Origin of the sequence: Clostridium estertheticum (assembly GCF_011065935.2) — a bacterium.
Lineage (GTDB): Bacteria > Bacillota > Clostridia > Clostridiales > Clostridiaceae > Clostridium_AD > Clostridium_AD estertheticum_A.
The window spans coordinates 4,258,682-4,284,343 of sequence record NZ_JAAMNH020000001.1 but is presented as its reverse complement, the minus strand read 5'-3'; the positions used below and the strand labels follow the sequence as shown (position 1 = coordinate 4,284,343).

Here is a 25,662-nt window from a genome sequence, read left to right as displayed (position 1 = left end):
AACTCAAACACAAGTAAAGGATGATTTTATGAATAATATATTTTCAAATAATGTATTCTCAAATAATGTAAACCAGGTAGAAATTTCTGGAATTAGAAAATTTTTTAATAAGGTTTCAAAGGTTCAAGGTGCAATTTCACTAACCCTAGGTCAACCGGATTTCCCAGTGCCTAAAAATATTAAAATGGCCATGACTTCCGCTATAAATGAAAATAAAACTGAGTATACAGCAAATGCTGGCATTCCCGAATTGCGAAGTGAAATTTCAAATTTTTTAGGTAGTATGGATATTAACTATTCAGCTGAAGAGATAGTTGTCACTGTTGGTGGAAGTGAGGCACTAATGTGTACATTTGCAGCATTTTTAAATGCTGGAGATAAAGTGCTGGTGCCAACACCTGCTTATCCAGCCTACGAGAGTTGTGTAAAGCTTTTTGGAGCGGAAGTGGTTAATTATAATCTTAATAGTGATTTTACTATTAATTTTGAAGCCCTAAGTAAACTTATCAATGAGGAAAATCCAAAGCTTTTAGTGGTGTCTTATCCTTCTAATCCTACTGGGGCAGCATTATCTCTTCAGGAAAGAGATAAGCTTTTTAAAATTCTAAAAGAAAAAAATATTCATATAATAAGTGATGAAATCTACAGCTCATTATGCTATGAAAAATACTATTCTGTAGCTCAAATTAATGAATTAAGAGATAGAGTTATTTTGGTGAGTGGATTCTCTAAAATGTTTTCCATGACAGGGCTTAGAGTTGGATATCTTTGTGCAAGTAAATATATTATGGATAATATAATGAAAGTACATCAGTATAATGTTTCTTGTGCAACCTCAATATCTCAGTGGGGTGCCTATGCGGGATTACTTTCTTCCATGAATGATGTGGACAATATGAAAGTGGAGTTTGAGAAGAGAAAAGAATACGTATATAAAAGATTAATTGGAATGGGGATGGAGGTAAATCTTCCTAAGGGTGCCTTTTATATATTTCCATCTATATTAAAATTTTCTATGAATAGTGAGGAGTTTTGCAATAGACTCTTATATGAAGGGAAAGTTGCAGTGGTCCCTGGGTCGGCTTTTGGAACAGGAGGAGAAGGATTCATTAGGATTTCTTATTCTTATAGTCTAGAAGTGCTAAAAGAGGGTTTGGATAGAATGGAAAAATGGATTGAAATGTTAAAACCCCTCTAAGTAATATAAAATAGCCTTGGAACAGATTGATTCTCTGTTCCAAGACTATTTTACTTATTAAAAGCTAAAGTGATACATTAACTACATCATCCATACTGTATAGACCTTTTTCTTTTCCGTATATATATTCACATGCCTTTAATGCACCTATTGCAAAAACTTCTCTTGATATTGCAGTATGCTTAATTTCAATACATTCTCCAATGCCTGCAAATATGATTTCATGATCACCTATAATATTTCCACCACGCACCGCATGAATCCCTATTTCCGAAGGTTGTCTTTTAGCTAATCCATTTCTTCCATTTACGAATGTAGTTTCTTCTTTAATAGAGTCTTTAATTGTATTTGCAAGAAGAAGAGCAGTTCCACTAGGAGCATCAACTTTTTGATTATGATGCTTTTCAATTATCTCAATGTCAAAATCTTTATAAAGCGTGTTGCTTATACTCCGCAACATATTATTAATAATATTTATACCTATAGACATATTTGCAGAGTGAAATACTGCAATCTCGCTACTAAGCGAATGAATTTTAGATAGTTGCTCTGAGGTATAACCAGTGGTACAGAACACAATAGGTATATTTCTCTCTTTGGAATACTTGCAAAGAGAATCTAGAGCGTCCGGTCTTGAAAAATCTAAAATTACATCTATTTCATCCGTACATTCATCTATGCTGTTATAGCATGGATAGCTTAAATTAGATGAATTTCTGTCAACACCAGAAACAATTGAAATAGTAGTGGATGATTTAGCCATTTCAGAAATAACTTTTCCCATTTTTCCATTGCAACCATTTAGAAGCATTCTAATCATTAAATCTCCTCCTTTAAAAGAATATTATATGCTTTTAACTCTTTTTTAAGAATTTGAAGTGTACTTTCTTCCATTTCACACAATGGTAGTCTTAAAGGTCCTACTTTAAGTCCCATAAGATTCATAGCTGTTTTTACGGGTATGGGATTAGTTTCTATAAATATAGCGCTGTTAAGAGCAAGGTATCCAAGTTGAATTTTTAGAGCCTCTGCGTGCTCACCCTTTAAATATAATTCACACATATTATGCATGTCTGTAGGAATTATATTAGCAAGAACAGATATAACACCAATAGCACCTAAGGAAAGTATAGGTATAACTTGGTCGTCGTTACCTGAATAAATATCCATTCTATCTCCACATAGGGCTTTGATCTGTGCTATTTGACTTATATCGCCACTTGCTTCTTTAACTGCTACAATATTTTGCAGCGTACATAATTTTAGAAGTGTGTGCGGGGTAATGTTGAGAGCTGTTCTTGAAGGAACGTTATATATTATTATTGGTGAAGTTACACTATTTGCAATTGCACTAAAATGTTCAAATAAGCCTTTCTGAGTAGTTTTATTGTAGTATGGTGTGATTACAAGTAGGCCATCTACTCCTATTGCTTCTGCCCATTTACTCATGCTTATGGCAGCGGCAGTGTTGTTACTTCCTGTACCTGCAATTACTGGGATTCTCTTATTAACTACATCAACTACAAATTTTATAGTTTCTTTTCTTTCTTGCTCTGTCATAGTAGAAGCTTCACCAGTAGTACCACATACTATAATAGCATCTGTCTTGCTGCTAATCTGCCATTCTATTAATTCCTCTAGTTTTTTGAAATCTACTCCTCTTTCATTAAATGGAGTGACTATTGCAACACCAGAACCTTTAAAAATACTCATGTGATTACCTCCTCGTAGTTATATGAAGAATAATAATTATTATCCATATACTATTTTATTTCTATTACTATATATTTATTAATTCAAATTGCTTTTAGTGAAGCATTTTTTAATGTTTATTTAATAATAAAATTAAAATGGCACATGCATTATCACTAAAATGTTTTTCTTTACTATATTATATAGCCCCTATGTGAAAATATATATACTTTAAAAAAAAAAAATGAAAATCTAAAATATAAAGCTTGCAAGAAAGTATTCATAATATTATAATTATGAAATAATAATACGGATATTTTTGTTAACATCATATCATCATTATCAACATAATTAAAACGACAAATTAGTTTGACAAGTTACAAAAACCGTGATAATATGAAAAAAAGAAAAATGAAATAAATGAATAAAATGGTTAAAATATCACATTGTTCAATATATTAGGGCTATAAGTAATTATAAAATTTCCTTTAGATTAAGTAACAAGAAAAGGATTTCATTCTGTGTTAAATCTCAATAAAACGGTTTCATGCATACGCTAAATTGATACAAGTTCTCTTTTCCTATTATAGTTTGTGAAAGTTTTCATGCGTTTCAAATTCAGACTGACTTTAAAAGATATCTTAAATAGCTTTTTTTTAATAATGAAAATATTTTATTCTTAAAAATCTTCATTCGGGCTTCATAAGTATTTTTACTTATTGCTATATAAACACATAGAAAAATTTAAGGGGGAATTTTAGTGAAAAGCAAAAGGGTATATTGATAAGTTAATTTGATGAAGTGAACGAATAAAATGTAGAAAAATAACAGATAATGTCGTATAAAAGTAAAAATTTCAAATAAAATTTAATTAAACTTAGCAAAATTATTAATTTTGCAAATAACATTAAATATTTGCAAAGTGGCCATTATAAAATGGAATTTACCTTGATTTACATTTTAAAGTGATATATCATGTAAACTAAACAAGAACAAAAATAGTTAAATTCAAAATTGTTGGAATATTTACAATGTAAATACTTTTGCAATTAAGAAAAACCAATTCATTATATAACTTTATTTTTACTAATAAAAAGAACGTGGACGAGCTGTTTTATTATTTTAAATAAACCTACATAAATGAAAAGGTTCACTTGGCTTTATATTATGATTCTATGGTGTACAGAAACAAAGTAGATTTCGTAAAAATTAATGATGGGGGGGTTTTAAAAATGTTTAAATTTATACTTAAGAGATTAGGTTATATGTTTGTTACTCTTTGGATAGTAGCTACCATCACATTTATGCTAATACATGCTATTCCAGGAGATCCATTAGCAAGCCTTGGAAGAAAATTGCCAGAACAGATAAAAGCAAATTACTATGAAAAATATGGTTTAAATAAATCAGTCATAGTACAATATGGTAAGTTTGTAGAAAACATTGTGCTTCATGGAGATTTAGGCGAATCACTTGCTTACCCAGGAAGAAAAGTTACTGATGTTATAAAAACATATGCACCAGTATCTGCAAGATTAGGTATACAAGCGGTTGCAATGGGATTTTTTATAGGGGTAAGTCTTGGAATATTAGCTGCTTTTAATAGAGGAAAATGGCCAGATTATCTGGTTATGTTTATAGCGATATTAGGTGTTTCTGTACCCAATTTTGTTATGGCTTCTTTACTGCAATACTTCTTTACAATCCAAAATATGTGGCTTCCAACCACGGGATGGGGTGGGTTTGAATACACCATATTACCAAGTATAGCCTTAAGCTTTGGTTCTATAGCTACATATGCAAGATATATGAGAGCTAATACTCTTGATATAATAGGACAAGATTATATATTAACTGCAAAATCTAAAGGTATCACAAAAATTAGCTTAGTATGGAAACATGTTATTAGAAATGCCATACTTCCGGCCATTACAATTTTAGGACCACAACTGGCGGGTATATTTGTAGGCGCTTTTGTTATAGAAAGTATATTTGCAATTCCAGGATTTGGTTTTAATTTTGTAACTTCAGTAGGAGATAGAGATTACTCCATGATTATGGGGCAAACAGTCTTCATATGTGCATTAGTAATAATTGCATATGTTCTAGTAGACATAGTATATGGACTGATTGACCCAAGAATAAGATTAACTGGAGAAAAAAGATAGGAGGGGAAAGTATGGCACAGTTATCGAAAGAAAAGTTTATAATAATTGGATGTGAAAACGCTAATGCTGATGAAATATTAAGACCTAGTATTACTTATTGGCAAGACGCATGGAGAAGATTAAAACAAAATAAAGTGGCTATATTGTCATTAGTAATACTAATTTTAATAGCACTAATGACTGCTTTTGGACAATATATTAATGGGTTTAGTTTCGAAATTACAAATAATGATTTAATAAACGTTGGGCCTAACTGGACGCATTGGTTTGGAACAGACAATCTTGGACGTGATGTGTTTTCAAGAGTCTGGGCTGGTGGTAGAGTTTCTATAATCATAGGAGTTCTAGGAGCTTTAGTAGATACTGTAGTAGGTAGTATTTATGGTGGAATAGCTGGATTTTCCGGTGGATTTATCGATGATATTATGATGAGAATAGTTGAGATACTTGCAAGTATTCCTTATCTAGTAGTTGTAATATTAGTTTCACTAATATTATCAAAAGGTATTATGGCTATTATTATTGCCATGACTATAACAGGATGGGTTTCCATGGCAAGACTTGTACGTGGACAGTTGTTACAAATAAAAGAACAGGAATATGTGCTAGCTGCAGCGGCCCTCGGTGCTAATCCTTCAAGAATTATTGCAAAACATTTACTTCCAAATACACTAGGAATAATGATAGTAGCTATTACTTTCGACGTTCCAGGATTTATATTTGGAGAAGCTTTCTTAAGCTTTTTAGGGCAAGGAATTCAATCACCAAATACAAGTTGGGGAGCACTAGCAGCAACAGCGCAAGGAAACTTAATGTTTTATCCTTATCAATTATTCTTCCCATCGCTATTTATTAGTTTAACTATGTTATCATTTACATTGCTTGGTGATGGTTTAAGAGATGCGCTAGATCCAAGATTACGTCAATAGGGAGGGAAAATTATGGAAAAGATATTAGATGTAAAAGACTTAAGAGTTTCGTTTCATACTTATGCTGGTGAGGTGCAAGCAGTAAGAGGTATTTCTTTTTACTTGAAAAAAGGAGAGACTTTAGCTGTAGTTGGAGAATCTGGATGTGGCAAAACTGTTACTTCAAAATCACTAATGAGATTAATTCCAGAGCCACCAGGCGATATAAAAGAAGGTTCAAAAATACTATTTGATGGCAAGGATATTAGTCTGATGTCAGAAAAAGAACTTAGAGAGCTCAGGGGTTCGGATATTTCTATGATATTCCAAGACCCTATGACGTCACTAAACCCAACAATGACTATTGGAAAACAAATAGCAGAAAGCTTAATTATACACAGAGGTATGAGCAAAACTGAAGCTATGAATGAAGCAATAAAAATGTTGAATCTAGTTAATATTCCTGATGCAGATAAACGTGCTCACCAATATCCACATGAATTTTCAGGTGGTATGAGGCAAAGGGCTATGATAGCTATAGCGCTAGCTTGTAATCCTAAAATACTTATAGCTGACGAACCAACAACGGCTCTTGATGTTACAATACAAGCTCAAATAATGGATCTTATTTCGGATCTTCAAGAAAAGCTTGGAACAGCAGTTATCCTTGTAACTCATGATTTAGGAATTGTTGCAGACGTTGCAGATAGAATACAAGTAATGTATGCAGGACAAATAATAGAGCATGGAACAACAGACGAAATATTTAAAAATCCACAACACCCATATACTTGGGCACTGTTACAATCAGTTCCAAGACTCGACACGAAAAACAAAGGCAAACTTTATTCTCTGCAAGGAACACCACCTGATTTAATTAAACCACCAATAGGATGTCCTTTTGCAGCGAGATGTGAGTATTGTATGCAAATATGTAGAGAAGAAATGCCAGAAGTTACAACTTTGAGTGAAAACCATGAAGTTTCCTGTTGGTTAAAACATTCTATGGCACCAAAGATTGATATTCCTTCAGCATTAAGAGGTGATAGATAATGTCTAATAATAATGAAATTTTAATAGAGGTTAAAAATCTTAAAAAATATTTTCAAGTTGGTAAAAATGCTACTTTAAAAGCGGTGGATGACGTTAGCTTTTTCATAAGAAAAGGTGAAACACTAGGACTTGTTGGGGAATCTGGTTGTGGAAAAACTACTTGTGGCAGAACAGTAATGGGTATGTATAGCGCAACTGGTGGAGAAGTATTATTTGATGGAATTAATGTTCATAAATTAGATAAGAAAGCCAAGAAGAATTTTGCGAGAAGATCACAAATAATATTTCAAGATCCTTACGCTTCACTAAATCCAAGAATGACTGTTGGGGATATAATTGGTGAGGGCATAGATATTCATAATTTATACACTGGCCAAGAAAGAACTAACAGAGTATATGAACTTTTACAATTAGTAGGGCTTAATAAAGAACATGGTTCAAGGTTTCCACATGAGTTTTCAGGTGGACAAAGACAAAGAATAGGAATAGCGAGGGCCCTTGCTATAGAACCAGATTTTATAGTATGTGATGAGCCTATTTCAGCTCTTGACGTTTCAATTCAAGCGCAAATTGTTAACTTATTGATACAACTCCAGCAGGAGCTAGGACTCACTTATTTATTTATAGCTCATGACCTATCAATGGTTAAGCATATATCTGATAGAGTAGGAGTAATGTATCTTGGAGCAATGGTGGAGCTTGCAAGTAGCCATGATCTATATGAAAAACCGCTTCATCCATATACTCAAGCTCTATTATCAGCAATACCAGTACCAGATCCAGAAGTTGAAAGAAATAAAGCTAGAATTAAACTAGAGGGCGAAGTTCCAAGTCCTATAAATCCAAAACCAGGTTGCAGATTTACACCTAGATGTAGATATGCAAAACCAATTTGCAGTGAAGAAACACCAATTCTTAAAGAAATAGAAAAAGAGCACTTTGTTGCTTGTCATTTATTTGATTAAAATTACTGGTGTACAGTATAGTGAAGATTCAAAATATTTAAAAAGATAACGGTAAAAGGAGTTATAATTGCTATATTTAGAAAATTATACTTGATTTTCTAAAATGTATAGTATATTATGAGAATATGAATTTAAGTAGTATGTTAAATGGCAGTATAGAGAATATACAGAATATAATAGACGTGATATATTTGATGCTAATAAAGTTAATTAGGTTATATCATAAATTTATTTTAATATAAATAAATTATGATTTATATATTTATTATCCAAATTTAATAATAAGATTTTATAAAGTCTTATTATAAGTCTAAACATATTAAAGGGGGGTTTTTTCGTGAAAACAAAAAGATTAATGGCTACTTTACTAACACTTTCACTAACTGCTTCAATTGCATTAGTAGGTTGTGGAAAGAAAACTGTAACACCAGAAGCAACAAAACCTGGTACAGATGTTGCAGTTAAAATGGACGCAAATCAATATTTAAATGGTATATTAACTTCTGAGCCAAAATCACTAGACCCAACATTAGCAACTGATGTTAATGCATCAGACGCTTTAGTTAACTGTATGGAAGGTTTAACTAGAATAGAGCAAGATGACAAAGGTGTAGATGTTATAAAAGCAGCAGGAGCTGAAAAATGGGAAACTAATGCAGATAAAACTGTATGGACATTCCATTTAAGAGATTTTAAATGGTCAGATGGAAAAGCAGTAACAGCTAAGGATTTTGAATATGCAATTAAAAGATCCCTTAATCCAGAAGTTGGTTCACAATATGCATTTATCTTATTCCCTATAAAAAATGCTCAACAATATAATTCTAAAAAAGCAAAAGCTGAAGAAGTAGGAGTAAAAGCAATAGATGATAAGACAATAGAATTCACATTAGATAAACCTTGTCCATATTTTTTAGATTTAACTTACTTTAAGGTTATGTATCCTCAAAGAGAAGATATAGTTAAAGCTCAAGGAGACAAATTTGGTACAGAAGCGAATACAATGGTATTCAATGGACCATATGTACTAAAAAATTGGGCACATCTAAGTAAGATGGAATTCGAAAAAAATCCAACATATTGGGATAAAGATTCAGTTAAACTTTCGAAACTAACTCTTAATATTGTAAAAGAAGAAACTGCTAGAATGGGATCCTTACTTAATGGTAGTATTGATTATGCTGCAGTTACTAAGCAAGAATGGATAGAGAAATTTGATAAAACAGGTAAGTTCAATGTAGTAAGGGTAAACACACCTGGAACAAACTATATGTACTTTAATCAGAAGGATAAATATTTTAAGAATGCTAAAATAAGACAGGCGTTCAGTTTAGCTGCTGATAGAGAAGATGTAGTTAAAGTTTCATTTAGGGGATTAGCTCAGCCAGCATATGGATGGTGTCCACCAACACTTCAAATAGATGGACAAGATTTCAGGAAAAAAGTTGGTGTAGAACCATTTAAGAAATTCAAAGAAGACCATCCAGATGCTAAGGCATTGTTAATTGAAGGTCTAAAAGAAATTGGAGCAGATCCAGATCCAGCAAAAGCTACATTTACTTACTTACGTGGTGACACAAGTGCTAGAGAAAGGGAATTAGCTGAATTCGATCAAGCAATGTATAAGAAAAACTTAGGCGTAAACATAAAGATGGAGTATGTTGAATGGGCAGTATATCAAAAGAGAACTGAGAGTGCGGATTATCAAATAGCTGGTGCTGCATGGATAGGCGATTACAATGATCCAAATACATTCTTTGATATGTGGGTTACTGGAGCTAAGATAGTTCCAACTGGTTGGTCAAATGCAAAGTATGATGCTTTAATTAAAGATGCTAGTAATACAACGGATCCAGAAAAAAGAACAGAGGCATTTAAACAAGCAGAACAAATATTACTTGTAGATGATGCAGTTATATCACCATATTTATATAGAATGAGAAACACATACAGAGCTAAATACACTAAACGTATTATGACACCATTATTTGGAGCTCAAGACTTTAAATATGCTTATACTGATGGAAGAAAGTAGTATAAGTTAGATTACAAATGAAAAGATAGTGGGGTAATATTATCCTACTATCTTTTTATTTTACAACGAATTTTCAAAAATAGATTTAAAAATTGAATCATTTACTTAATATAATAGGTAGGCAACATAGTATATTCTATGTATTCTCTACCTATTATTTTTTTATTATGAATAAAAGGACTCCGAATTGTAGAAAATATAAATATTAGATATTGAATTATAAAAAAGATTAGATGTTATATTACAATTGGAGGGTATCATGGGAAAAACGCCTTTGAAAAAAGTCATTAAAGCTAAATTAAGAACAAACAAAGAGTTAACTAAAAACGAAATGCTTAGGGAAACTTTAAAGTATGAAATAGCTGAAGAATTAGGATTAACACAAAAGATAGAAGCCTGTGGTTGGAGTGGACTAACAGCAGAGGAAACGGGAAGAGTTGGGGGATTAATGACAAGAAAAAAGAAGAGCAAAAATCTTCCTAAAAACGAAGATTTTTAAAAAAAGCGAGCAAATTATTTTGGACAATATTTGGTATATAGGTTAGAATATTATATACCATTATAGTTTTAAACGGGGAAACCTTTGAAAAAGGAGAAATGTTAAAATGAATTGTTATAAAGAGTTTGCTCATATATACGATGAACTTGTAAATTCTGATATTGATTATAAAACATGGGCTTCAAAGATATTATGTATTTGCAGTGAATATGAAGTTGATAGGTCGAGTTACTTGGATTTGGCCTGTGGCACAGGAAATCTTACTGTAGAAATTGCAAGCGGATTTAAGCAAATATGGGCAGTTGATTTATCTTGCGATATGCTCTGTGAAGCAGAAAAAAAAATAAGGGACGTAGGGATAAAAGCAAAATTTGTATGCCAAGATATTTGTGAATTGAATTTGAATAATACTTTTAATCTCATAACTTGCTGTTTGGATTCTACTAACTATATATTAGAAGAAGAAAATTTTAAAAAGTATCTACTAGGGGTCTATAATGTATTAAAAGAGGATGGTTTATTTATTTTTGATATTAATTCTTATTATAAACTTACTAATGTGCTTGGTAATAATCTTTATAATTATGATTCGGATGAAGTCGTGTATATTTGGGAGAATTATTTAGAAAATGATATAGTACAAATGAATTTAACCTTTTTTGTGAAAGAAGGACAAGTATACAGAAGGTTTGATGAGCAGCATTCAGAAAGAGCTTATAAAGAACAATATATAGAAAATGTCATAAAAGAAATCGGATTTGAAATAATTAAAAAAATGGATAACTATGAAGATAAAGAAGTAAGAGATAACACAGAGCGAATATGTTATGTGCTATGCAAGTCAAAAAACAACAAAAGATTATAGGGGGTATTAGTATATGGATAAATTGGTTAGAGCTACTGCAAAGAGTGGTCAGGTTAGAATAATTGCAGCCATAACTACGGATTTAGTAAATGAGGGGGTAGGTATGCATCTATGCGCTCCTACTGCAGCGGCAGCCCTAGGTAGGATGCTAACAGCCGGGACACTTATGGGAACTATGCTAAAGTCGAAGGAAGATAGTTTAACCTTGCAAATAGATGGTGGAGGAAAAGCTAGAGGGGTGGTAGTAACTGCTCATGCAGATTCAAGTGTAAAAGGATACATAGGAAATCCTGATGTAGATTTACCAGCTAATAGCAAGGGAAAACTTGATGTAAGTTCTGCAATTGGTGTGGATGGTTATTTAAGAATTATAAGAGATTTGGGACTAAAGGAGCCCTATATAGGTCAAGTACCAATCAGCACTGGAGAAATTGGAGATGATTTAGCTTATTACTTTACTGTTTCAGAGCAGACGCCGTCAGCTGTGGGGCTTGGGGTATTAGTGGATACGGACATGAGTATTAAAGCTTCGGGAGGGTTTATAATCCAAATGATGCCTGGTGCAGATGAATTCTTGGCTGATATAATAACATATAGACTTGAAGAAGTTCCATCTATAACTGAATTCATAGCAAAAGGAATGTCTATTGAAGAAATTTTACAATTTATATTTGAAGATATGGAACTTAAAATACTTGAAGAGATTGTGCCAACATATAAATGTGATTGTTCTAGGCAGCGAGTTGAGAGGGCATTAATAAGTATAGGTAAAAAGGACCTAGAAGAATTATATAATGATGGTAAAACTGAGGAAATTAAATGTCATTTTTGTAATAAAAATTATGAATTTAATCATGAAGATATTGGGCAATTACTGAAAAACGTTAATTCATAGATTAACTTATATTTTTTTAAAGGAGAAAGCGTAGTATATGTGTTCTCCTTCCTTTTATTTTATAAAACTAAGTTATACTTTATAGTAATATCTACGTAGTTTACCATATGTTGAAAAACACAGGAAAGTAGAGCGAATTTGACAATTCAGGAGCATAAGTGAAACAACTAGGAATACTCGCTATAGATCTTGTTGACAACTACAACAAAATTTTGTAATATATAAATGTACTCAGTGGCTATAAAGTAAACAATAAAGTAAGAAAAACAGTTAACACATAAAGTTGTTGACAAGTTTTATGAAATGATGTAGACTATAGTAGTTGATGAAAATATGTGGGAGCATAGCTCAGCTGGGAGAGCATCTGCCTTACAAGCAGAGGGTCACAGGTTCGAACCCTGTTGTTCCCACCACATATGGCCCAGTGGCTCAGTTGGTTAGAGTGCCGCCCTGTCACGGCGGAGGTCGACGGTTCGAGTCCGTTCTGGGTCGCCATTTAAATTCAAGGAATTTAATAAAATTAATAAGGCTGGATAGCTCAGTCGGTAGAGCAGAGGACTGAAAATCCTCGTGTCCCTGGTTCGATTCCTGGTCTAGCCACCAGTGTTGCGGGAGTGGCTCAGTGGTAGAGCGTCACCTTGCCAAGGTGAACGTCGCGAGTTCGAATCTCGTCTTCCGCTCCAACTTTTAAATTGTTTTAATTAATGGCGCTATAGCCAAGCGGTAAGGTCAAGGTCTGCAAAACCTTTATTCCCCGGTTCAAATCCGGGTGGCGCCTCCAAAGCAGTAAAAAGCAGTCCATATGCTGATATTTCAGTATATGGACTGCTTTTTTATTTTATTTTATAATCATTTCTTAACAATTTAAGACCTCTGCACTAAGTAAAAAATGGTGTTGATTTCAGGATATTTAAGGAAACATTAATAAGAGAATATGACATCATTTAATAATTAGTTTAATCATGAAGGTAGTTATTCCATCATATATATTTAATAATGCTTTAGGATGGAGATGATATTTATGAAATTGAAATCAATAACAATAGTACTAGAAATATTCTTATTTATTGGTGGTTTGGCTGGAGTTATAATGATGCTGATGAAAATTGAATTACCAACAACGATGGTACCAATAATGACAATACTTTTAGTTATTACTAGTATGTCTGAATTTATGAAAACTCGAAAACTGATAAAATTAGCATACCCTTTAATTATAATCTATTTTCTCGTAGCAATGCCTATTATAGCGGATTTTATAGATAATAAAATTCTGTCTTTTGGCTTTGTTGCTTTAAGTTTTGTTATTATTATGATATATATATATAGTGAATTAATAACAAGTAGCAAAGAAAAAGAATCATCGCATAAGTAAGATAATTAACCTTCTAAAATAATAATTACTTTTCAAACTAACGATTTTTCTTATAAGATGCTAACAAAAGCATTCCAGCAACATATACTTTTAGTTATAGCATCTTATAAGAAAAAAATTTGCTAGACCTTAAAAAGGCTACCTCTATCAATGAGTTTTCCATTTCTTAAAAACGCAGGTTCTACCTTATGCTTATTCAGAAATTTTAATACTTCTTTACCATACAGGTAGTGATCTAAGTGGCCATAGAAAGCTAAGACATTATCGCAAAGAAGGCCTGTTGCACCACCAATAAAACCGTAGTTAAGTCCAGGTAGAAGAATATCGCCAGGAGGGATTAATAATACATCTATTTTTTCAAGGCTTAAAGTTTTTGCAATAGAGAGGTCACTAGTGATGATTGCATGATTATTTACAATGCAAGTAGAACATTTTGTATAGCCTTGCTTAACATTTATTATTTTTTTGTTCTTTAAAAGTGATAGAAGATTAGTATCAGTATAATTAAGAAAGTGAACAAAAAGATTGTCTATGCACAATGCATTAAGACTTATATTATATGGGTATGAACTTTGCAAAGTTGAATTTGACTTAAAAACTTTGTATTTTAATGAACCTAATTTTTTTATAAATTCAATATCCATATCCTTATGGACCATGATACTATGGTCTAAAATATGCATGAGCATATCTGGGTGACCACATACAGCCTCATATAAAAGGTTACTAGGAGGGCAAATAAGTAAGTTATACCCTTTAGATATTAAATATTCACTTTCTTCATTATGAATTCTAAAATCGACAATAAGATTTTTCATTTTGTTCCTCTTTTTTTCAAATATTTTTTTATTCTATAGATTACTTTATAACACAAAGCTATTGTAAATTGCAATATGTCGATAATTGTTTAATGTATCTTGCATATCCATTAATTTTACACACATACTATCTTATGAGAAGGGAGTGTGCGAAATGCTTTTATTAACTGTTGTATATAATAGCAGTGTGGAATGCATTATTAATGAAATCAAAGACATTAAAAAGTGTTTTGAACATAAAAGAATGATTTTAGGCATTGCAGAGAGTATAATAGAAGATACTCACTTCATAAAATTCTTTTGTAGCGACGACAACTTAAGCGATAGCAGTATAAAAGCATTTAATTTAAATATTGCTAATATGTTATATAAAATAGTAATAATGGAATTTTGTAAAAAAGAAATGAATAATTTTCTAACGGAAACTTATTTTTTTCTGCGATATGATGAAATAAAACAGATTAAACCTAAGATACAAGTAGCATTACTCGGTGAGGGTGAAATATCTGGACCTAATATGGTATATTGCATAAATAGAAAAAATAATATTATTGATAAAATAACTAAATGTATAGAAGAAAATAATGAAATTAATATAAGCGGATTTTTAACCTTTAGGACAAAAGAACTAAAGATGGATTTAGAGTGTATAGTTGATAAAGTTGTAGAAGAATATATGGTAGAAAAAGAATATAATGAGTTTATAAAGTTGCTTAAATACTTTGTTGAAATTCAGGAGAGCAAGGTAGGCGAGGTTAATATTCTAATTGAAAAAAATGGAGATTATTATTTAAGAGATGAAGAGGGAAATGATTTAGCAGGAGATATGCTAATGGAACTACCAAAAGTTAAATTTGATTCAAAAGAAAATACAGAAGAAATTATAATAAGTACAATGATAACTAGTGCTCCTAAGAAAGTAATTATACACTGCGCAGAGAATTGTAAAAATAAAGAATTGTTACAAACTATAAGCAAGGTCTTTGTAGATAGAGTTTATTATTGTGATGAGTGCACTGAATGTGAAAAGATAAAAAATGGTATAAACATATGGTAATTGTGGTATCTCAAAAAAAATAACAAGTCAAAGGTCTTTATGTAAGTATTATAAGTATATTTAAAATAAAAACAAAAAAGTATTGACAAACAAAGACTTAAATAGTATAGTTTTAATTGTTGTGAATGAAAATATAAAAAAACATTTTAATATAATAAAATTGTGTTTCACAAGAAGGAACAGCCGTTTCTCACCTAACAGTAATGCTAGTTAGGTTAAATTAGTAATTTAAATTTGTTACTATTAAGGACGGCATTTGCTGTCCTTTTTATTATTTTAATAATATGAAATTTTCTGAATACACTTAGGAGGTGAAAACTATTAGTAAAAACAAAGATTTCATGATGAATGAAGAAATAAGACACGCAGAAATAAGAGTTATAGGATTTGATGGTTCTGCACTTGGTATTTTGAATACTAAAGATGCTTTAAAACTTGCAGAAGAAAAAGATATGGATTTAGTTATGATGTCACCTACTGCAAAACCACCAGTTTGTAGAATAATGGATTTTGGTAAGTTTATCTATGAACAACAGAAAAAAGAAAAAGAAGCTAAAAAGAAACAGAAGGTTGTAAATCTTAAAGAAATACGATTAAGTGCAACCATAGAAGACCACGATATTGCAATCAAGGCTAGCAATGCTAAAAAATTCTTGTTGGATGAAGATAAGGTTAAAATAACTGTAAGATTCAGAGGACGAGAAATTGAAAACTCAAAAGTAGGACATAAGATATTAAGCTCTTTTGTAGAAAAAATTGGTGATATTTATATTGTTGAGAAGCCAGCTAGACAAGAGGGAAGAAATATGATAATGATTTTAGCTCCTAAAAGAGCATAACCGAGAGGAGGAATTTTATTATGCCTAAAATGAAGACACATAGAGGCGCAGCAAAAAGATTTAAGAAAACAGGTACAGGAAAGTTAAAAAGAGCGAAAGCTTTTAAAAGCCATATACTAACAAAGAAAAGTTCAAAAAGAAAAAGAAATCTTAGAAAAACTGCATTTGTTTCAACAACTCAAATGAAAGCAATGAGAAAATTGTTACCATACTTATAATTGAATGGTGATTAGGAGGAATATTAAATGGCAAGAATAAAGAGGGCAGTTAACGCTCGTAAAAACCATAAAAAAGTATTAAAACTTGCAAAAGGCTACTACGGTGGAAAAAGTAAGTTATTTAAAACAGCTAATGAATCGGTAATAAGAGCATTAAGAAATGCTTACATAGGAAGAAAATTAAAAAAGAGAGATTTTAGAAAACTTTGGATTGCTAGAATCAATGCGGCTTCAAGACTTAGTGACCTTTCATATTCAAGATTTATGAATGGAATGAAACTTGCAGGCATAGATATTAACAGAAAAATGCTTTCTGAAATTGCTATAAATGATCCAAAAGCTTTTGCTGAATTAGTAGAAGTTGCAAAAAAACAATTACAAGCTTAAAACTATTTATATGAATGTAGCCTTTAGGCTACATTTTTTATTGTATTATTCACAAAAACATATTAAACAATATAATTAGCTTTAAAATATGTTTGGTGCTATAATATATCAATATGGGATTATTGGTAAAATTTAGAGGTGGTTAATTTGGAATCAGGTATTAAGGCTATTAAAAAGAAAAACATATATACTCCTGTTCAGATACTTGCAATAGGTTTTGCTACAGTAATATTTATAGGTGCAATATTGCTTAGTCTACCTATATCTTCTAAGAGTGGTAAAATTACACCCTTTATAGATTGTATATTTACATCTACTTCTGCTGTATGTGTTACAGGACTAGTAACTTTAGATACAGGAACATATTGGACATATTTTGGTAAAACAGTGATAATGTTTCTTATAGAAATAGGTGGTCTTGGCTTTATGTCTGTTACCACACTAGTTTTTTTGATTTTAGGGAAAAGAATAACATTAAAGGGAAGACTAATAATGCAGGAAGCTATGAATGTTAATTCACTACAAGGTTTAGTTAAAATGGCCAAATATGTACTGATATTTACATTTTCAGTTGAAGGAATAGGTGCAGTTCTTTTTTCAACACAATTTATTCCTCAATTTGGACTAGCCAAAGGAATTTATTATAGCATATTCCATGCAGTTTCTGCTTTCTGCAATGCTGGATTTGATTTGATGGGTAATTTCAGTAGTGTTACTGCTTATGCAGATAATTCTGTAGTAATATTGACAATTTCAGCATTAATAGCAATAGGTGGTTTAGGATTTTATGTATGGGCAGAAATATATAATTCCAAGGGACTTAAAAGGTTGTCACTGCATTCTAGAGTAGTTATATATACCACCCTTGTGTTAATTGTTGGGGGAGCGATACTTATGTATATTTTTGAGATGAATAACCCTGACACCATGCAAGGAATGTCTATAAAGGGCAAATTTTTATCTTCTATTTTTGCATCAGTTTCTCCAAGAACGGCTGGGTTTAATTCTATTCCATTAGATAAAATGACTATGGGGGCCAAGTTTTTAACAATAATTTTAATGTTTATTGGTGGATCTCCTGGTTCCACTGCTGGCGGAATAAAAACTGCTACTGCTATTGTACTTTTTATGACAGTAGTATCTGTGGTTAAAGGACGTGAAGATACTGAAGTATTTCAAAAACGCATAAGCAAGGATATTGTGTATAAAGCCTTCGCAATAACTGTTATTTCTCTAGCACTTGTTATAATAGTTACCATGATATTATCTATTACAGAGCAAAAGGGCCTTCCTTTTGAATACTTTTTATATGAGGCTACTTCAGCATTTGCTACAGTTGGGTTAACCTTAGGATTAACTACAAAATTAACATTTGTAGGTAAGATAATAATAGCCCTCACCATGTATGCGGGGAGAGTAGGACCGCTTACTATAATATTGGCATTAGCTAAAAGTAAAAACTCTAAATCTGGAACTATAAAGTATCCAGAAGGTAAAATTTTAATTGGATAGGGGTGGAGTTAATGAGTAAAAGACAGTTTATTGTTATAGGACTTGGAAGATTTGGGACGTCTGTAGCTGAAACATTATATTCACTAGGAAATGATGTATTGGCAGTTGATTTTGATGAGGATGTAGTTCAGAACATTTCAGATAAAGTTACGCATGCGGTTCAAGTTGATGCAAATGATGAAAATAGTTTAAGAGCTCTTGGTATTCGTAATTTTGATTGTGCAGTTATTAGCATAGGTACTAATATCCAATCTAGCATTTTGGCAACACTCTTAGTAAAGGAACTCGGAGTAAAATATGTAATTACAAAAGCAACTAATGCGCTACATGCTAAAGTATTATATAAAATAGGTGCAAATAGAGTTGTTTTTCCAGAACGAGATATGGGTGTACGAGTTGCTCATAACTTAGTATCATCAAACATATTAGATTATATAGAATTGTCTCCTGATTATAGTATTGCTGAAGTTGTTAGCCCAGAAGAATGGCATAATAAGACCCTTAGAGAATTAAATATCAGGGCTCAATATGGTATAAATGTAATGGCTATAAAAAGAAATAATGATATTGATGTTTCTCCGTCTGCTGATAATATTATTGAGTCAGGTGATATCATTGTGGCTATAGGTAGTATTGAAGAATTAAATAAATTAGAAAGTCTAGTTAAATAAGGGGTATTTAATTTGGAACAAATTCAGAGTAAAGATAATTTATTGATTAAAGATATTAGAAAGTTAAAGGAAAAGAAATATAGAATAAGCAGTAATATGTTTTTAGTTGAGGGTTTTAGATTTGTGCAGGAAGCAATAGACTCCGATTTTGAAGTGATGAATATTTTTGTAAGTGAAAGCGGAGGCCCAAAATATGAAAACTCTTCTTTGAAAAACAGGCTACAAAGTAATACTAAAGTTTATAGTATTAGTGATAGTTTATTTAAAAGCATTTGTGATACAGAGCATCCACAAGGTATTATGGCTGTTGTTTGCAACAAATCCGTGGAGATTAAATATGACCAGGGGTTCTATATTCTTGCTGATAAAATTCAAGATCCTGGTAATATGGGAACTATAATTAGAACTGCTCATGCGGCTGGGGCATTAGGGGTTTTAATTACAAAAGGCACTGTGGATATCTATAATGAGAAAACTTTAAGGGCAACCATGGGCTCTATTTTTAAAATACCTATTCTTTATGATAATGATTTATCATTGGTGAAAAAACTTAGAAATAGTGGTTTTAAACTAGTTGCTAGCTCACTCGATACTGATAAAAACTTTTATGAGGTAGATTTAAAAGAAAAAGTTATTATATCAGTTGGAAATGAAGGAAATGGAATTAGTGATGAAGTTTATGAACTGTGTGATTTGAAAATTAAAATTCCTATGCCTGGTGGTGCAGAATCTTTAAATGTAGCAGTTGCTGCATCAATTATGATGTATGAAGTAGTGAGACAAAAAAATAAATAGAATTTTTTTAATTATAGTTGATTTTTTTTGTAATTGTGGTTATACTGTTTTGTATACTTTCACAAATTAATTAATAACAATAAACTGTGACGGAGAGAGTAAATATAAGAATACTTACAGGGATAAGAAGCCTTAGACTGAGAGCTTCTAAAGGAAATTTTTATATCGAAGTTCACTCCAGAGTTCTAACAGTGAAATAAAGTAGCTGCTAGCGGGTAGAATCGATAAATTTATCTAAGAGGACTATATTTTAGTCAATTAGGGTGGTACCGCGGATTTTCCGTCCCTTCATTGTGGACGGTTTTTTTTGTTTTATAAAGAAATATTAACTGTAAGATATTAACTGTAAAAATTACATAAATATGAAAGGAGCATTCATTATGAAGGAAAAGTTAGAAGCCATAAAAGCTGCAGCACTGCAAGAATTAAAAGAAGCTGTAAGTAAAACAGAATTAGAAAATATTAGAGTTAAGTATTTAGGTAAGAAAGGTGAACTTACACAAATATTAAGGGGTATGGGACAGCTATCAAATGAAGAAAGACCAATTGTTGGTAAGCTAGCAAATGAAGTTCGCGAGGACATAGAAACACTTATAACTAAAGCCTCAGATCAATTAAAAAACCATGAGGTAGAAACAAGACTGAAAAGTGAAATTATAGATATATCTATGCCAGGGAAAAAACAAACAGTAGGTAAAAGACATCCATTAGATTTAACACTTGAAAAAGTTAATGATATATTTTTATCTATGGGATTCGCTATTGAAGAGGGCCCTGAAGTAGAGAGGGATTATTATAATTTCGAGGCCTTAAACATACCTAAAAATCATCCAGCAAGAGGTGAACAAGATACCTTTTATATAAATGATAGTATAGTCTTAAGAACTCAAACCTCGCCAGTACAAATAAGAACAATGGAAATCCAGAAACCGCCTATAAAAATGATTTCTCCAGGTAAAGTTTATAGATCTGACGCAGTAGATGCTACTCATTCACCAATATTTTATCAAATTGAGGGACTTATAGTAGATAAGGGTATTACTTTTGCGGATTTAAAAGGAACCCTAGAGCTATTTACCAAAAAGATGTTTGGCGATAAAATGGAAATGAAGTTTAGACCGCATCATTTCCCATTTACAGAACCATCAGCAGAGATGGATGCTACTTGTTTTGTGTGTAATGGGAAAGGATGTAAGGTTTGCAAAGGTAGTGGCTGGATAGAACTTTTGGGTTGTGGAATGGTTCATCCTGACGTATTAAGAAATTGTGGAATTGACCCAGAAGTTTATAGCGGATTTGCTTTCGGATTTGGTCTTGATAGAATCACTATGTTAAAATACGGAATAGATGATATTAGAGCACTATATGAAAGTGATATGAGATTTTTAAAACAATTCTAAAATGTAAATTTATTATTACAGTACTTATAAGAATGCAAGAGGCTAAACCGTTGATAATTGTTTAGTACAAATACAATGCTAGGAGGATATTAAATGAAAGTTCCAGTTAAATGGCTTAAAGATTATGTTGATATAGATATTTCACCAAAGGACCTGGGCGACAAACTAACTATGTCTGGTTCAAAAGTTGAAGAAATTATTATATCCGGCGCTGAAATTGAAAATGTTGTTACAGGTAAAATAATAGAAATAGTAAAACATCCTGATGCTGACTCATTAGTTGTATGTCAAGTAAATATAGGACTAGAAGGTCCAATACAAATTGTTACAGCAGCTACTAATATGAAAGAGCAAGATATTATACCAGTAGCACTTCATGGATCAAGTTTGCATGGAGGATTAAAAATAAAAAAAGGGAAGCTTCGTGGTATAATGTCAAATGGTATGTTCTGTTCTGAGGAAGAATTAGGAATTGCAGGGGATGAACCTATTCATGGACTAATGATACTTCCAGGAGATACACCTATTGGAAAAGACATAAAAGAAGTTTTAAAGCTTCAAAGTGTCTTAATAGATTTTGAAATAACTTCAAATAGACCAGATTGCTTAAGTGTTCTAGGCATAGCTAGAGAAACAGCTGCAACTTTAGGCAGTGAATATAGAAAACCTGCCCTTGATTATAGTGCTACTTGCGCTGAGAATGTGGAAGATACTTATAAGGTTAATATTAAAGATGAACTTTGCAGAAGATACATGTTAAAGGGTATAAGAAATGTTAAAATAGAGCCGTCTCCACAATGGATGCAAGAAAGGCTTATAGAAGCAGAGCTTAGACCTATAAATAACATAGTGGATATCACAAACTTTGTAATGCTCGAGCTTGGTCAACCTATGCACGCATTTGATGCTAGGCAAATTATTACTAATAATATAGTTGTTGAAAGAGCTAACCCTAACGAAAAATTTATTACATTGGATGAGGTAGAAAGAGAATTAGATGATAGTATTTTAAATATTAAAGATGGAGATAGAACTATAGGTCTTGCAGGTATAATGGGAGGCTTAAATTCAGAAATTAAAGATGATAGCACAAGTATAATATTTGAGAGTGCAAACTTTGATGGAGTAAATATAAGACTCGCTTCTAAAAAATTATCGTTAAGAACTGATGCATCCTCGAAATTTGAAAAAGATTTAGACCCTAATATGGTCCAAATGGCTATGGATAGAGCTTGCCATTTAATACAAGAATTAGGTGCGGGTGAAATAATGGAAGGATGTATAGATGTATATCCAAAAATTTTAAAACCTCATACTTTAGAAGTAGATTCAAATTGGATTAATTACTTTTTAGGAACTGATATATCAAAAGGTGAAATGAAAAAATACCTTGATAGATTGGAGCTCGCCACAGAAATATTAGGTGAATTACTAGTTATAAAGGTACCTACAAATAGATCTGATATTAATATCAGAGAAGACATCGCCGAAGAAATAGCTAGAATATATGGCTATGATAATATACCATCAACTGTACCTAATTGTGCAACTTCCAAAAGTGGAAAAAGTGAAAAGCAAAAATTAGAGGATAAGGTAGTACTTGCTTTAATCAGTAGTGCACTTAATCAATCCATAAGCTATTCCTTTGTAAGTCCTAAAATATTTAATAAAATTTTAGTGCCAGAAGATAGTCAGCTTAGAAAAGTAGTTACTATAAAAAATCCACTAGGAGAAGATTATAGTATAATGAGGACTACAACCATAGCATCTATGATGGAATGTTTAGGTCGGAATTATTCAAGAAATAATGAAGAAGCTAGATTATTCGAAATAGGCAAAGTATATATACCAAATGAAGATTTAGAAAAACTTCCAGAAGAGAGAAATATATTAACTATTGGAATGTATGGAAATGTTGATTATTTGGATTTAAAAGGTGTAGTGGAAAATGTAATAGATAGTTTAGGAATAAAAAACATCTCATTCAAAAGGGAAAGTGAGAATCCGACTTATCACCCTGGAAAAACCTCGAATTTATATGTAAAGAGAGAACTTATAGGTGTGGTTGGAGAAATTCATCCTACCGTTTCACAGAACTATGAAGTGGAACAAAGATGTTATATAGCGGAATTAAACCTAGATATTCTATATAAACATGCGGATTTAAATAAAAAATATAGTGCACTGCCAAAATTCCCTGCTGTAACAAGAGATATTGCACTTATAGTTGATGATGAAATTCTAGTTCAAGATATTGAAGATGTAATTGTAAAACAAGGTGGAAATATTTTAGAAAGCACTAAGTTATTTGATGTGTATAAGGGCAAGCAAATAGCTGAAGGCAAGAAGAGCATAGCTTACGCTATAGTATATAGACGTGAAGATAAGACTTTAACAGATGAAGAAGTAAACAAAGTACACGAAAAAATATTAAGATCGCTAGAACATAAACTAGGTGCGCAGCTTAGATAATAATTTAAAAATAAAAACTCTCTTAGAAATAAGAGAGTTTTTATTTTAGGCTGGAATATTAAAGAAATATTCTGTGAATTAATTTCAAAATATTGGTTCTATTAAAAGATATATTGTGGTACAATGAATATAACTAATCTGTCTAAGAGGGTGTTTTAGATGAACGTTATAACAATAAGGATAAATGGTAATGAATATAATTTAAAAGGTGAAGAAAGAGAAGAATATTTACATATGGTAGCTAGTTATGTTGATAAGAAAATAAAGAACATAATGGGTAACAATGAAAAGCTTAGCACTTCCTCAGCAGCAATTTTAACTGCTTTAAATTTAGGCGATGATATGTTCAAAAGTCGTTCACTTTGCAAGGAGCTTTTGAGTAAAAGCGAATCTTTAGAAAAGCAGGATAAGGAATATGCTTTGCAATTAGAAGATTTTAAAAAACAATTAAATCATATGGAAGCATATAATCAAGAATTGCAAAATAAATTCAAAAATATAGAAAATGGTGAGTATGTAAAAACCTTAGAGCAAGAGAATATAAGAATTGGGCAAGAATTAGAAGTAATGAAAGAGTCTACGAAAATATGTATTGAAGAAAATAGAAAAATAAAAGTAGAAAATAAAGAAATTAAATTTAAGCTCCAATCTTCTAAGTATAAAATAATTGATTTGCAAAACAAATTGATAGAATACCAAATTACTTTAGCTAAACAAAGGAAAATTAGTAATCCGCTTTTAACTAGGGATAAAAAATAAATTCATTTCATAAAATACAGTTAAATTATCGCCGAAAGGCGGTTTTTTTTATGCGTTAATATACACGAATATACAACGCGTAAAGAACTATAAAATCCATAAAAATTGATATAAAATAGTAAAAACGTTTACAGTACAAAGGAATATAGGACTTTATACTGTGAATAATTTATAAATATTAAAAATACATATTGTATATTTATGCAATACAATGTATTATTATAGATGTAATATATATACGAGGGGGAATAACATATGAAGAATATTAATAGTAAAAAGATAATTAGTATGATAATAACGATTTTAATGGCCTTTAGTTTGTCTGGGTGCGCACAGGGAAAAGCATCTGCTGGACTTTCAAAGGTGGACAAGATAAAAGAGCAGGGGAAAATAGTAATTGGTACAAGTGCAGATTATCCACCCTATGAATTTCATAAATCAATTCAAGGTAAGGACACAATTGTGGGGTTTGATATAGAAATAGCAAAAGAAGTAGCAAAGGATTTAGGCGTAAAGCTTGAAATAAAGGATATGAAGTTTGATGGCCTACTGGCTGCCTTAGAAACAGGAAACATAGATTTTGTTGCAGCAGGGATGACGCCTACAGAAGATAGAAAAAAGAATGTGGATTTCTCTACGATTTATTATACAGCTGTTCAATGTGTTGTTATAAGAGCTGAAGATGAAGGTGCAATTAAATCATTAGGAGATTTAAAGGGTAAAAAAGTAGGAGTGCAAAAGGGTGCGGTACAAGAACAATTAGCAAAGGTGCAGCTTACAACTTCCGATATAAAACCACTTGGAAAAGTATCAGACCTTATGCTTTCTTTATCTACTAAAAAAGTTGATGCTGTAATTGTTGAATTACCTGTTGCAAAAGCATATGTGAAACAAAATTCATCTTTAGCATTATCAAAAATACAGCTTAAAACTGGAGAAGAGGGTTCGGCTGTAGCAGTAAAGAAAGGCAATGAAGATTTAGTAAGTTCAATAAATACCACTATTACTAAATTAATTAAAAATAAAGCTATTGATAAGTTAGTTACAGATGCGAATAGCATCACAGAATAGGAGAAGAGGA

The 25,662-nt window shown here is 31.6% G+C and carries 24 protein-coding genes, 5 tRNA genes and 2 other annotated features; of the genes, 26 read left to right on the top strand and 3 right to left on the bottom strand.

The window, feature by feature from the left end; translation table 11 throughout:
- The first annotated feature begins 28 nt into the window (after nt 1-28).
- Nucleotides 29-1,198 (top strand): pyridoxal phosphate-dependent aminotransferase, encoded by a 1,170-nt coding sequence (locus tag G9F72_RS20440; protein WP_164957737.1) that lies wholly within the window; start codon nt 29-31, stop codon nt 1,196-1,198.
- A gap of 64 nt (nt 1,199-1,262) precedes the next feature.
- Here the strand turns inward: G9F72_RS20440 and dapB are convergent, their stop codons facing one another.
- Nucleotides 1,263-2,018: a 4-hydroxy-tetrahydrodipicolinate reductase gene (gene dapB / locus G9F72_RS20435; RefSeq protein WP_164957738.1), complete on the bottom strand. Its 756-nt coding sequence runs from the start codon at nt 2,016-2,018 to the stop codon at nt 1,263-1,265.
- The gene (gene dapA / locus G9F72_RS20430; RefSeq protein ID WP_164957739.1) at nt 2,018-2,911 is read right to left on the bottom strand and encodes a 4-hydroxy-tetrahydrodipicolinate synthase; all 894 of its coding nucleotides are present in this window, start codon (nt 2,909-2,911) and stop codon (nt 2,018-2,020) included. Before dapA ends, dapB begins: the two co-directional genes overlap by 1 nt.
- 1,211 nt (nt 2,912-4,122) lie before the next feature.
- Here dapA and G9F72_RS20425 point away from each other — a divergent pair.
- From G9F72_RS20425 to G9F72_RS20360, 14 genes are all read left to right on the top strand, one after another.
- Nucleotides 4,123-5,058, top strand: coding sequence for an ABC transporter permease (locus G9F72_RS20425; protein ID WP_164957740.1), 936 nt, complete (start codon nt 4,123-4,125; stop codon nt 5,056-5,058).
- 11 nt (nt 5,059-5,069) lie between these two features.
- On the top strand, nt 5,070-5,987 hold the full coding sequence (locus G9F72_RS20420) for an ABC transporter permease (protein WP_164957741.1): 918 nt from the start codon (nt 5,070-5,072) through the stop codon (nt 5,985-5,987).
- 12 nt (nt 5,988-5,999) lie between these two features.
- Nucleotides 6,000-7,019, top strand: coding sequence for an ABC transporter ATP-binding protein (locus G9F72_RS20415; RefSeq protein ID WP_164957742.1), 1,020 nt, complete (start codon nt 6,000-6,002; stop codon nt 7,017-7,019).
- On the top strand, nt 7,019-7,984 hold the full coding sequence (locus tag G9F72_RS20410) for an ABC transporter ATP-binding protein (RefSeq protein ID WP_164957743.1): 966 nt from the start codon (nt 7,019-7,021) through the stop codon (nt 7,982-7,984). The genes G9F72_RS20415 and G9F72_RS20410 overlap by 1 nt, the downstream gene beginning before the upstream one ends.
- Before the next feature lie 337 nt (nt 7,985-8,321).
- The gene (locus G9F72_RS20405; RefSeq protein WP_164957744.1) at nt 8,322-10,019 is read left to right on the top strand and encodes a peptide ABC transporter substrate-binding protein; all 1,698 of its coding nucleotides are present in this window, start codon (nt 8,322-8,324) and stop codon (nt 10,017-10,019) included.
- Nucleotides 10,020-10,278: 259 nt separating this feature from the next.
- Nucleotides 10,279-10,518 carry a small, acid-soluble spore protein, alpha/beta type gene (locus G9F72_RS20400; protein ID WP_164957745.1) on the top strand — a complete coding sequence of 80 codons (240 nt, stop codon included), beginning with the start codon at nt 10,279-10,281 and terminating at the stop codon, nt 10,516-10,518.
- Between the two features lie 106 nt (nt 10,519-10,624).
- Complete coding sequence (locus G9F72_RS20395; protein ID WP_164957746.1) at nt 10,625-11,383, top strand: class I SAM-dependent DNA methyltransferase; 759 nt, start codon at nt 10,625-10,627, stop codon at nt 11,381-11,383.
- Nucleotides 11,384-11,396: 13 nt separating this feature from the next.
- Nucleotides 11,397-12,278 carry an Hsp33 family molecular chaperone HslO gene (hslO, locus tag G9F72_RS20390; protein WP_164957747.1) on the top strand — a complete coding sequence of 294 codons (882 nt, stop codon included), beginning with the start codon at nt 11,397-11,399 and terminating at the stop codon, nt 12,276-12,278.
- Between the two features lie 337 nt (nt 12,279-12,615).
- A tRNA-Val gene (locus tag G9F72_RS20385) sits at nt 12,616-12,691 on the top strand.
- Between the two features lie 5 nt (nt 12,692-12,696).
- Nucleotides 12,697-12,773: transfer RNA gene (locus G9F72_RS20380), tRNA-Asp, on the top strand.
- A 32-nt stretch (nt 12,774-12,805) separates the two neighbouring features.
- Nucleotides 12,806-12,881 (top strand) — tRNA-Phe (locus tag G9F72_RS20375).
- Nucleotides 12,882-12,886: 5 nt separating this feature from the next.
- A tRNA-Gly gene (locus G9F72_RS20370) sits at nt 12,887-12,961 on the top strand.
- Between the two features lie 23 nt (nt 12,962-12,984).
- Nucleotides 12,985-13,059, top strand: a tRNA-Cys gene (locus tag G9F72_RS20365).
- Nucleotides 13,060-13,299: 240 nt separating this feature from the next.
- Nucleotides 13,300-13,653 carry a hypothetical protein gene (locus G9F72_RS20360; protein WP_224676196.1) on the top strand — a complete coding sequence of 118 codons (354 nt, stop codon included), beginning with the start codon at nt 13,300-13,302 and terminating at the stop codon, nt 13,651-13,653.
- A gap of 122 nt (nt 13,654-13,775) precedes the next feature.
- Here the strand turns inward: G9F72_RS20360 and G9F72_RS20355 are convergent, their stop codons facing one another.
- Nucleotides 13,776-14,471, bottom strand: a complete 696-nt coding sequence (locus tag G9F72_RS20355) for a DUF6873 family GME fold protein (protein ID WP_164957749.1) — start codon at nt 14,469-14,471, stop codon at nt 13,776-13,778.
- Nucleotides 14,472-14,625: 154 nt separating this feature from the next.
- Between G9F72_RS20355 and ytxC the strand changes: the two genes are divergently transcribed.
- From ytxC to G9F72_RS20300, 11 genes are all read left to right on the top strand, one after another.
- Entirely contained in the window at nt 14,626-15,528 is a 903-nt protein-coding gene (gene ytxC / locus G9F72_RS20350; protein ID WP_164957750.1) for a putative sporulation protein YtxC, read from the top strand.
- A 165-nt stretch (nt 15,529-15,693) separates the two neighbouring features.
- Nucleotides 15,694-15,805, top strand: a sequence feature (ribosomal protein L20 leader region).
- Between the two features lie 34 nt (nt 15,806-15,839).
- The gene (infC, locus tag G9F72_RS20345) at nt 15,840-16,367 is read left to right on the top strand and encodes a translation initiation factor IF-3 (RefSeq protein ID WP_164957751.1); all 528 of its coding nucleotides are present in this window, start codon (nt 15,840-15,842) and stop codon (nt 16,365-16,367) included.
- 20 nt (nt 16,368-16,387) lie between these two features.
- Complete coding sequence (gene rpmI / locus G9F72_RS20340) at nt 16,388-16,585, top strand: 50S ribosomal protein L35 (RefSeq protein WP_164957752.1); 198 nt, start codon at nt 16,388-16,390, stop codon at nt 16,583-16,585.
- A gap of 27 nt (nt 16,586-16,612) precedes the next feature.
- A complete protein-coding gene (gene rplT / locus G9F72_RS20335; RefSeq protein ID WP_164957753.1) occupies nt 16,613-16,972 on the top strand; it encodes a 50S ribosomal protein L20 in 360 nt (119 codons plus the stop codon).
- Between the two features lie 147 nt (nt 16,973-17,119).
- Entirely contained in the window at nt 17,120-18,484 is a 1,365-nt protein-coding gene (locus G9F72_RS20330; protein WP_224676195.1) for a TrkH family potassium uptake protein, read from the top strand.
- Between the two features lie 11 nt (nt 18,485-18,495).
- Complete coding sequence (locus tag G9F72_RS20325) at nt 18,496-19,155, top strand: potassium channel family protein (RefSeq protein ID WP_164957754.1); 660 nt, start codon at nt 18,496-18,498, stop codon at nt 19,153-19,155.
- Between the two features lie 12 nt (nt 19,156-19,167).
- Nucleotides 19,168-19,950: a TrmH family RNA methyltransferase gene (locus G9F72_RS20320; protein WP_164957755.1), complete on the top strand. Its 783-nt coding sequence runs from the start codon at nt 19,168-19,170 to the stop codon at nt 19,948-19,950.
- A 77-nt stretch (nt 19,951-20,027) separates the two neighbouring features.
- Nucleotides 20,028-20,241, top strand: a binding site (T-box leader).
- A gap of 89 nt (nt 20,242-20,330) precedes the next feature.
- The gene (gene pheS / locus G9F72_RS20315) at nt 20,331-21,350 is read left to right on the top strand and encodes a phenylalanine--tRNA ligase subunit alpha (protein WP_164957756.1); all 1,020 of its coding nucleotides are present in this window, start codon (nt 20,331-20,333) and stop codon (nt 21,348-21,350) included.
- 93 nt (nt 21,351-21,443) lie between these two features.
- On the top strand, nt 21,444-23,822 hold the full coding sequence (gene pheT / locus G9F72_RS20310) for a phenylalanine--tRNA ligase subunit beta (protein WP_164957757.1): 2,379 nt from the start codon (nt 21,444-21,446) through the stop codon (nt 23,820-23,822).
- 159 nt (nt 23,823-23,981) lie between these two features.
- Complete coding sequence (gene zapA / locus G9F72_RS20305) at nt 23,982-24,581, top strand: cell division protein ZapA (RefSeq protein WP_164957758.1); 600 nt, start codon at nt 23,982-23,984, stop codon at nt 24,579-24,581.
- A 255-nt stretch (nt 24,582-24,836) separates the two neighbouring features.
- The gene (locus G9F72_RS20300; RefSeq protein WP_224676194.1) at nt 24,837-25,652 is read left to right on the top strand and encodes a transporter substrate-binding domain-containing protein; all 816 of its coding nucleotides are present in this window, start codon (nt 24,837-24,839) and stop codon (nt 25,650-25,652) included.
- Nucleotides 25,653-25,662: the final 10 nt, after the last annotated feature.

Excerpts from the sequence above, each read along its gene's own strand:
- hslO (WP_164957747.1), top strand. The coding sequence starts at position 11,397 with ATGGATAAATTGGTTAGAGCTACTGCAAAGAGTGGTCAGGTTAGAATA.
- G9F72_RS20425 (WP_164957740.1), top strand. The coding sequence starts at position 4,123 with ATGTTTAAATTTATACTTAAGAGATTAGGTTATATGTTTGTTACTCTT.
- ytxC (WP_164957750.1), top strand. The coding sequence starts at position 14,626 with ATGCTTTTATTAACTGTTGTATATAATAGCAGTGTGGAATGCATTATT.
- pheT (WP_164957757.1), top strand. The coding sequence starts at position 21,444 with ATGAAAGTTCCAGTTAAATGGCTTAAAGATTATGTTGATATAGATATT.
- rpmI (WP_164957752.1), top strand. The coding sequence starts at position 16,388 with ATGCCTAAAATGAAGACACATAGAGGCGCAGCAAAAAGATTTAAGAAA.
- dapB (WP_164957738.1), bottom strand. The coding sequence starts at position 2,018 with ATGATTAGAATGCTTCTAAATGGTTGCAATGGAAAAATGGGAAAAGTT.
- rplT (WP_164957753.1), top strand. The coding sequence starts at position 16,613 with ATGGCAAGAATAAAGAGGGCAGTTAACGCTCGTAAAAACCATAAAAAA.
- G9F72_RS20360 (WP_224676196.1), top strand. The coding sequence starts at position 13,300 with ATGAAATTGAAATCAATAACAATAGTACTAGAAATATTCTTATTTATT.
- G9F72_RS20410 (WP_164957743.1), top strand. The coding sequence starts at position 7,019 with ATGTCTAATAATAATGAAATTTTAATAGAGGTTAAAAATCTTAAAAAA.
- zapA (WP_164957758.1), top strand. The coding sequence starts at position 23,982 with ATGAACGTTATAACAATAAGGATAAATGGTAATGAATATAATTTAAAA.
- dapA (WP_164957739.1), bottom strand. The coding sequence starts at position 2,911 with ATGAGTATTTTTAAAGGTTCTGGTGTTGCAATAGTCACTCCATTTAAT.
- G9F72_RS20415 (WP_164957742.1), top strand. The coding sequence starts at position 6,000 with ATGGAAAAGATATTAGATGTAAAAGACTTAAGAGTTTCGTTTCATACT.
- G9F72_RS20440 (WP_164957737.1), top strand. The coding sequence starts at position 29 with ATGAATAATATATTTTCAAATAATGTATTCTCAAATAATGTAAACCAG.
- G9F72_RS20325 (WP_164957754.1), top strand. The coding sequence starts at position 18,496 with ATGAGTAAAAGACAGTTTATTGTTATAGGACTTGGAAGATTTGGGACG.
- G9F72_RS20300 (WP_224676194.1), top strand. The coding sequence starts at position 24,837 with ATGAAGAATATTAATAGTAAAAAGATAATTAGTATGATAATAACGATT.
- G9F72_RS20355 (WP_164957749.1), bottom strand. The coding sequence starts at position 14,471 with ATGAAAAATCTTATTGTCGATTTTAGAATTCATAATGAAGAAAGTGAA.
- G9F72_RS20420 (WP_164957741.1), top strand. The coding sequence starts at position 5,070 with ATGGCACAGTTATCGAAAGAAAAGTTTATAATAATTGGATGTGAAAAC.
- G9F72_RS20395 (WP_164957746.1), top strand. The coding sequence starts at position 10,625 with ATGAATTGTTATAAAGAGTTTGCTCATATATACGATGAACTTGTAAAT.
- pheS (WP_164957756.1), top strand. The coding sequence starts at position 20,331 with ATGAAGGAAAAGTTAGAAGCCATAAAAGCTGCAGCACTGCAAGAATTA.
- G9F72_RS20400 (WP_164957745.1), top strand. The coding sequence starts at position 10,279 with ATGGGAAAAACGCCTTTGAAAAAAGTCATTAAAGCTAAATTAAGAACA.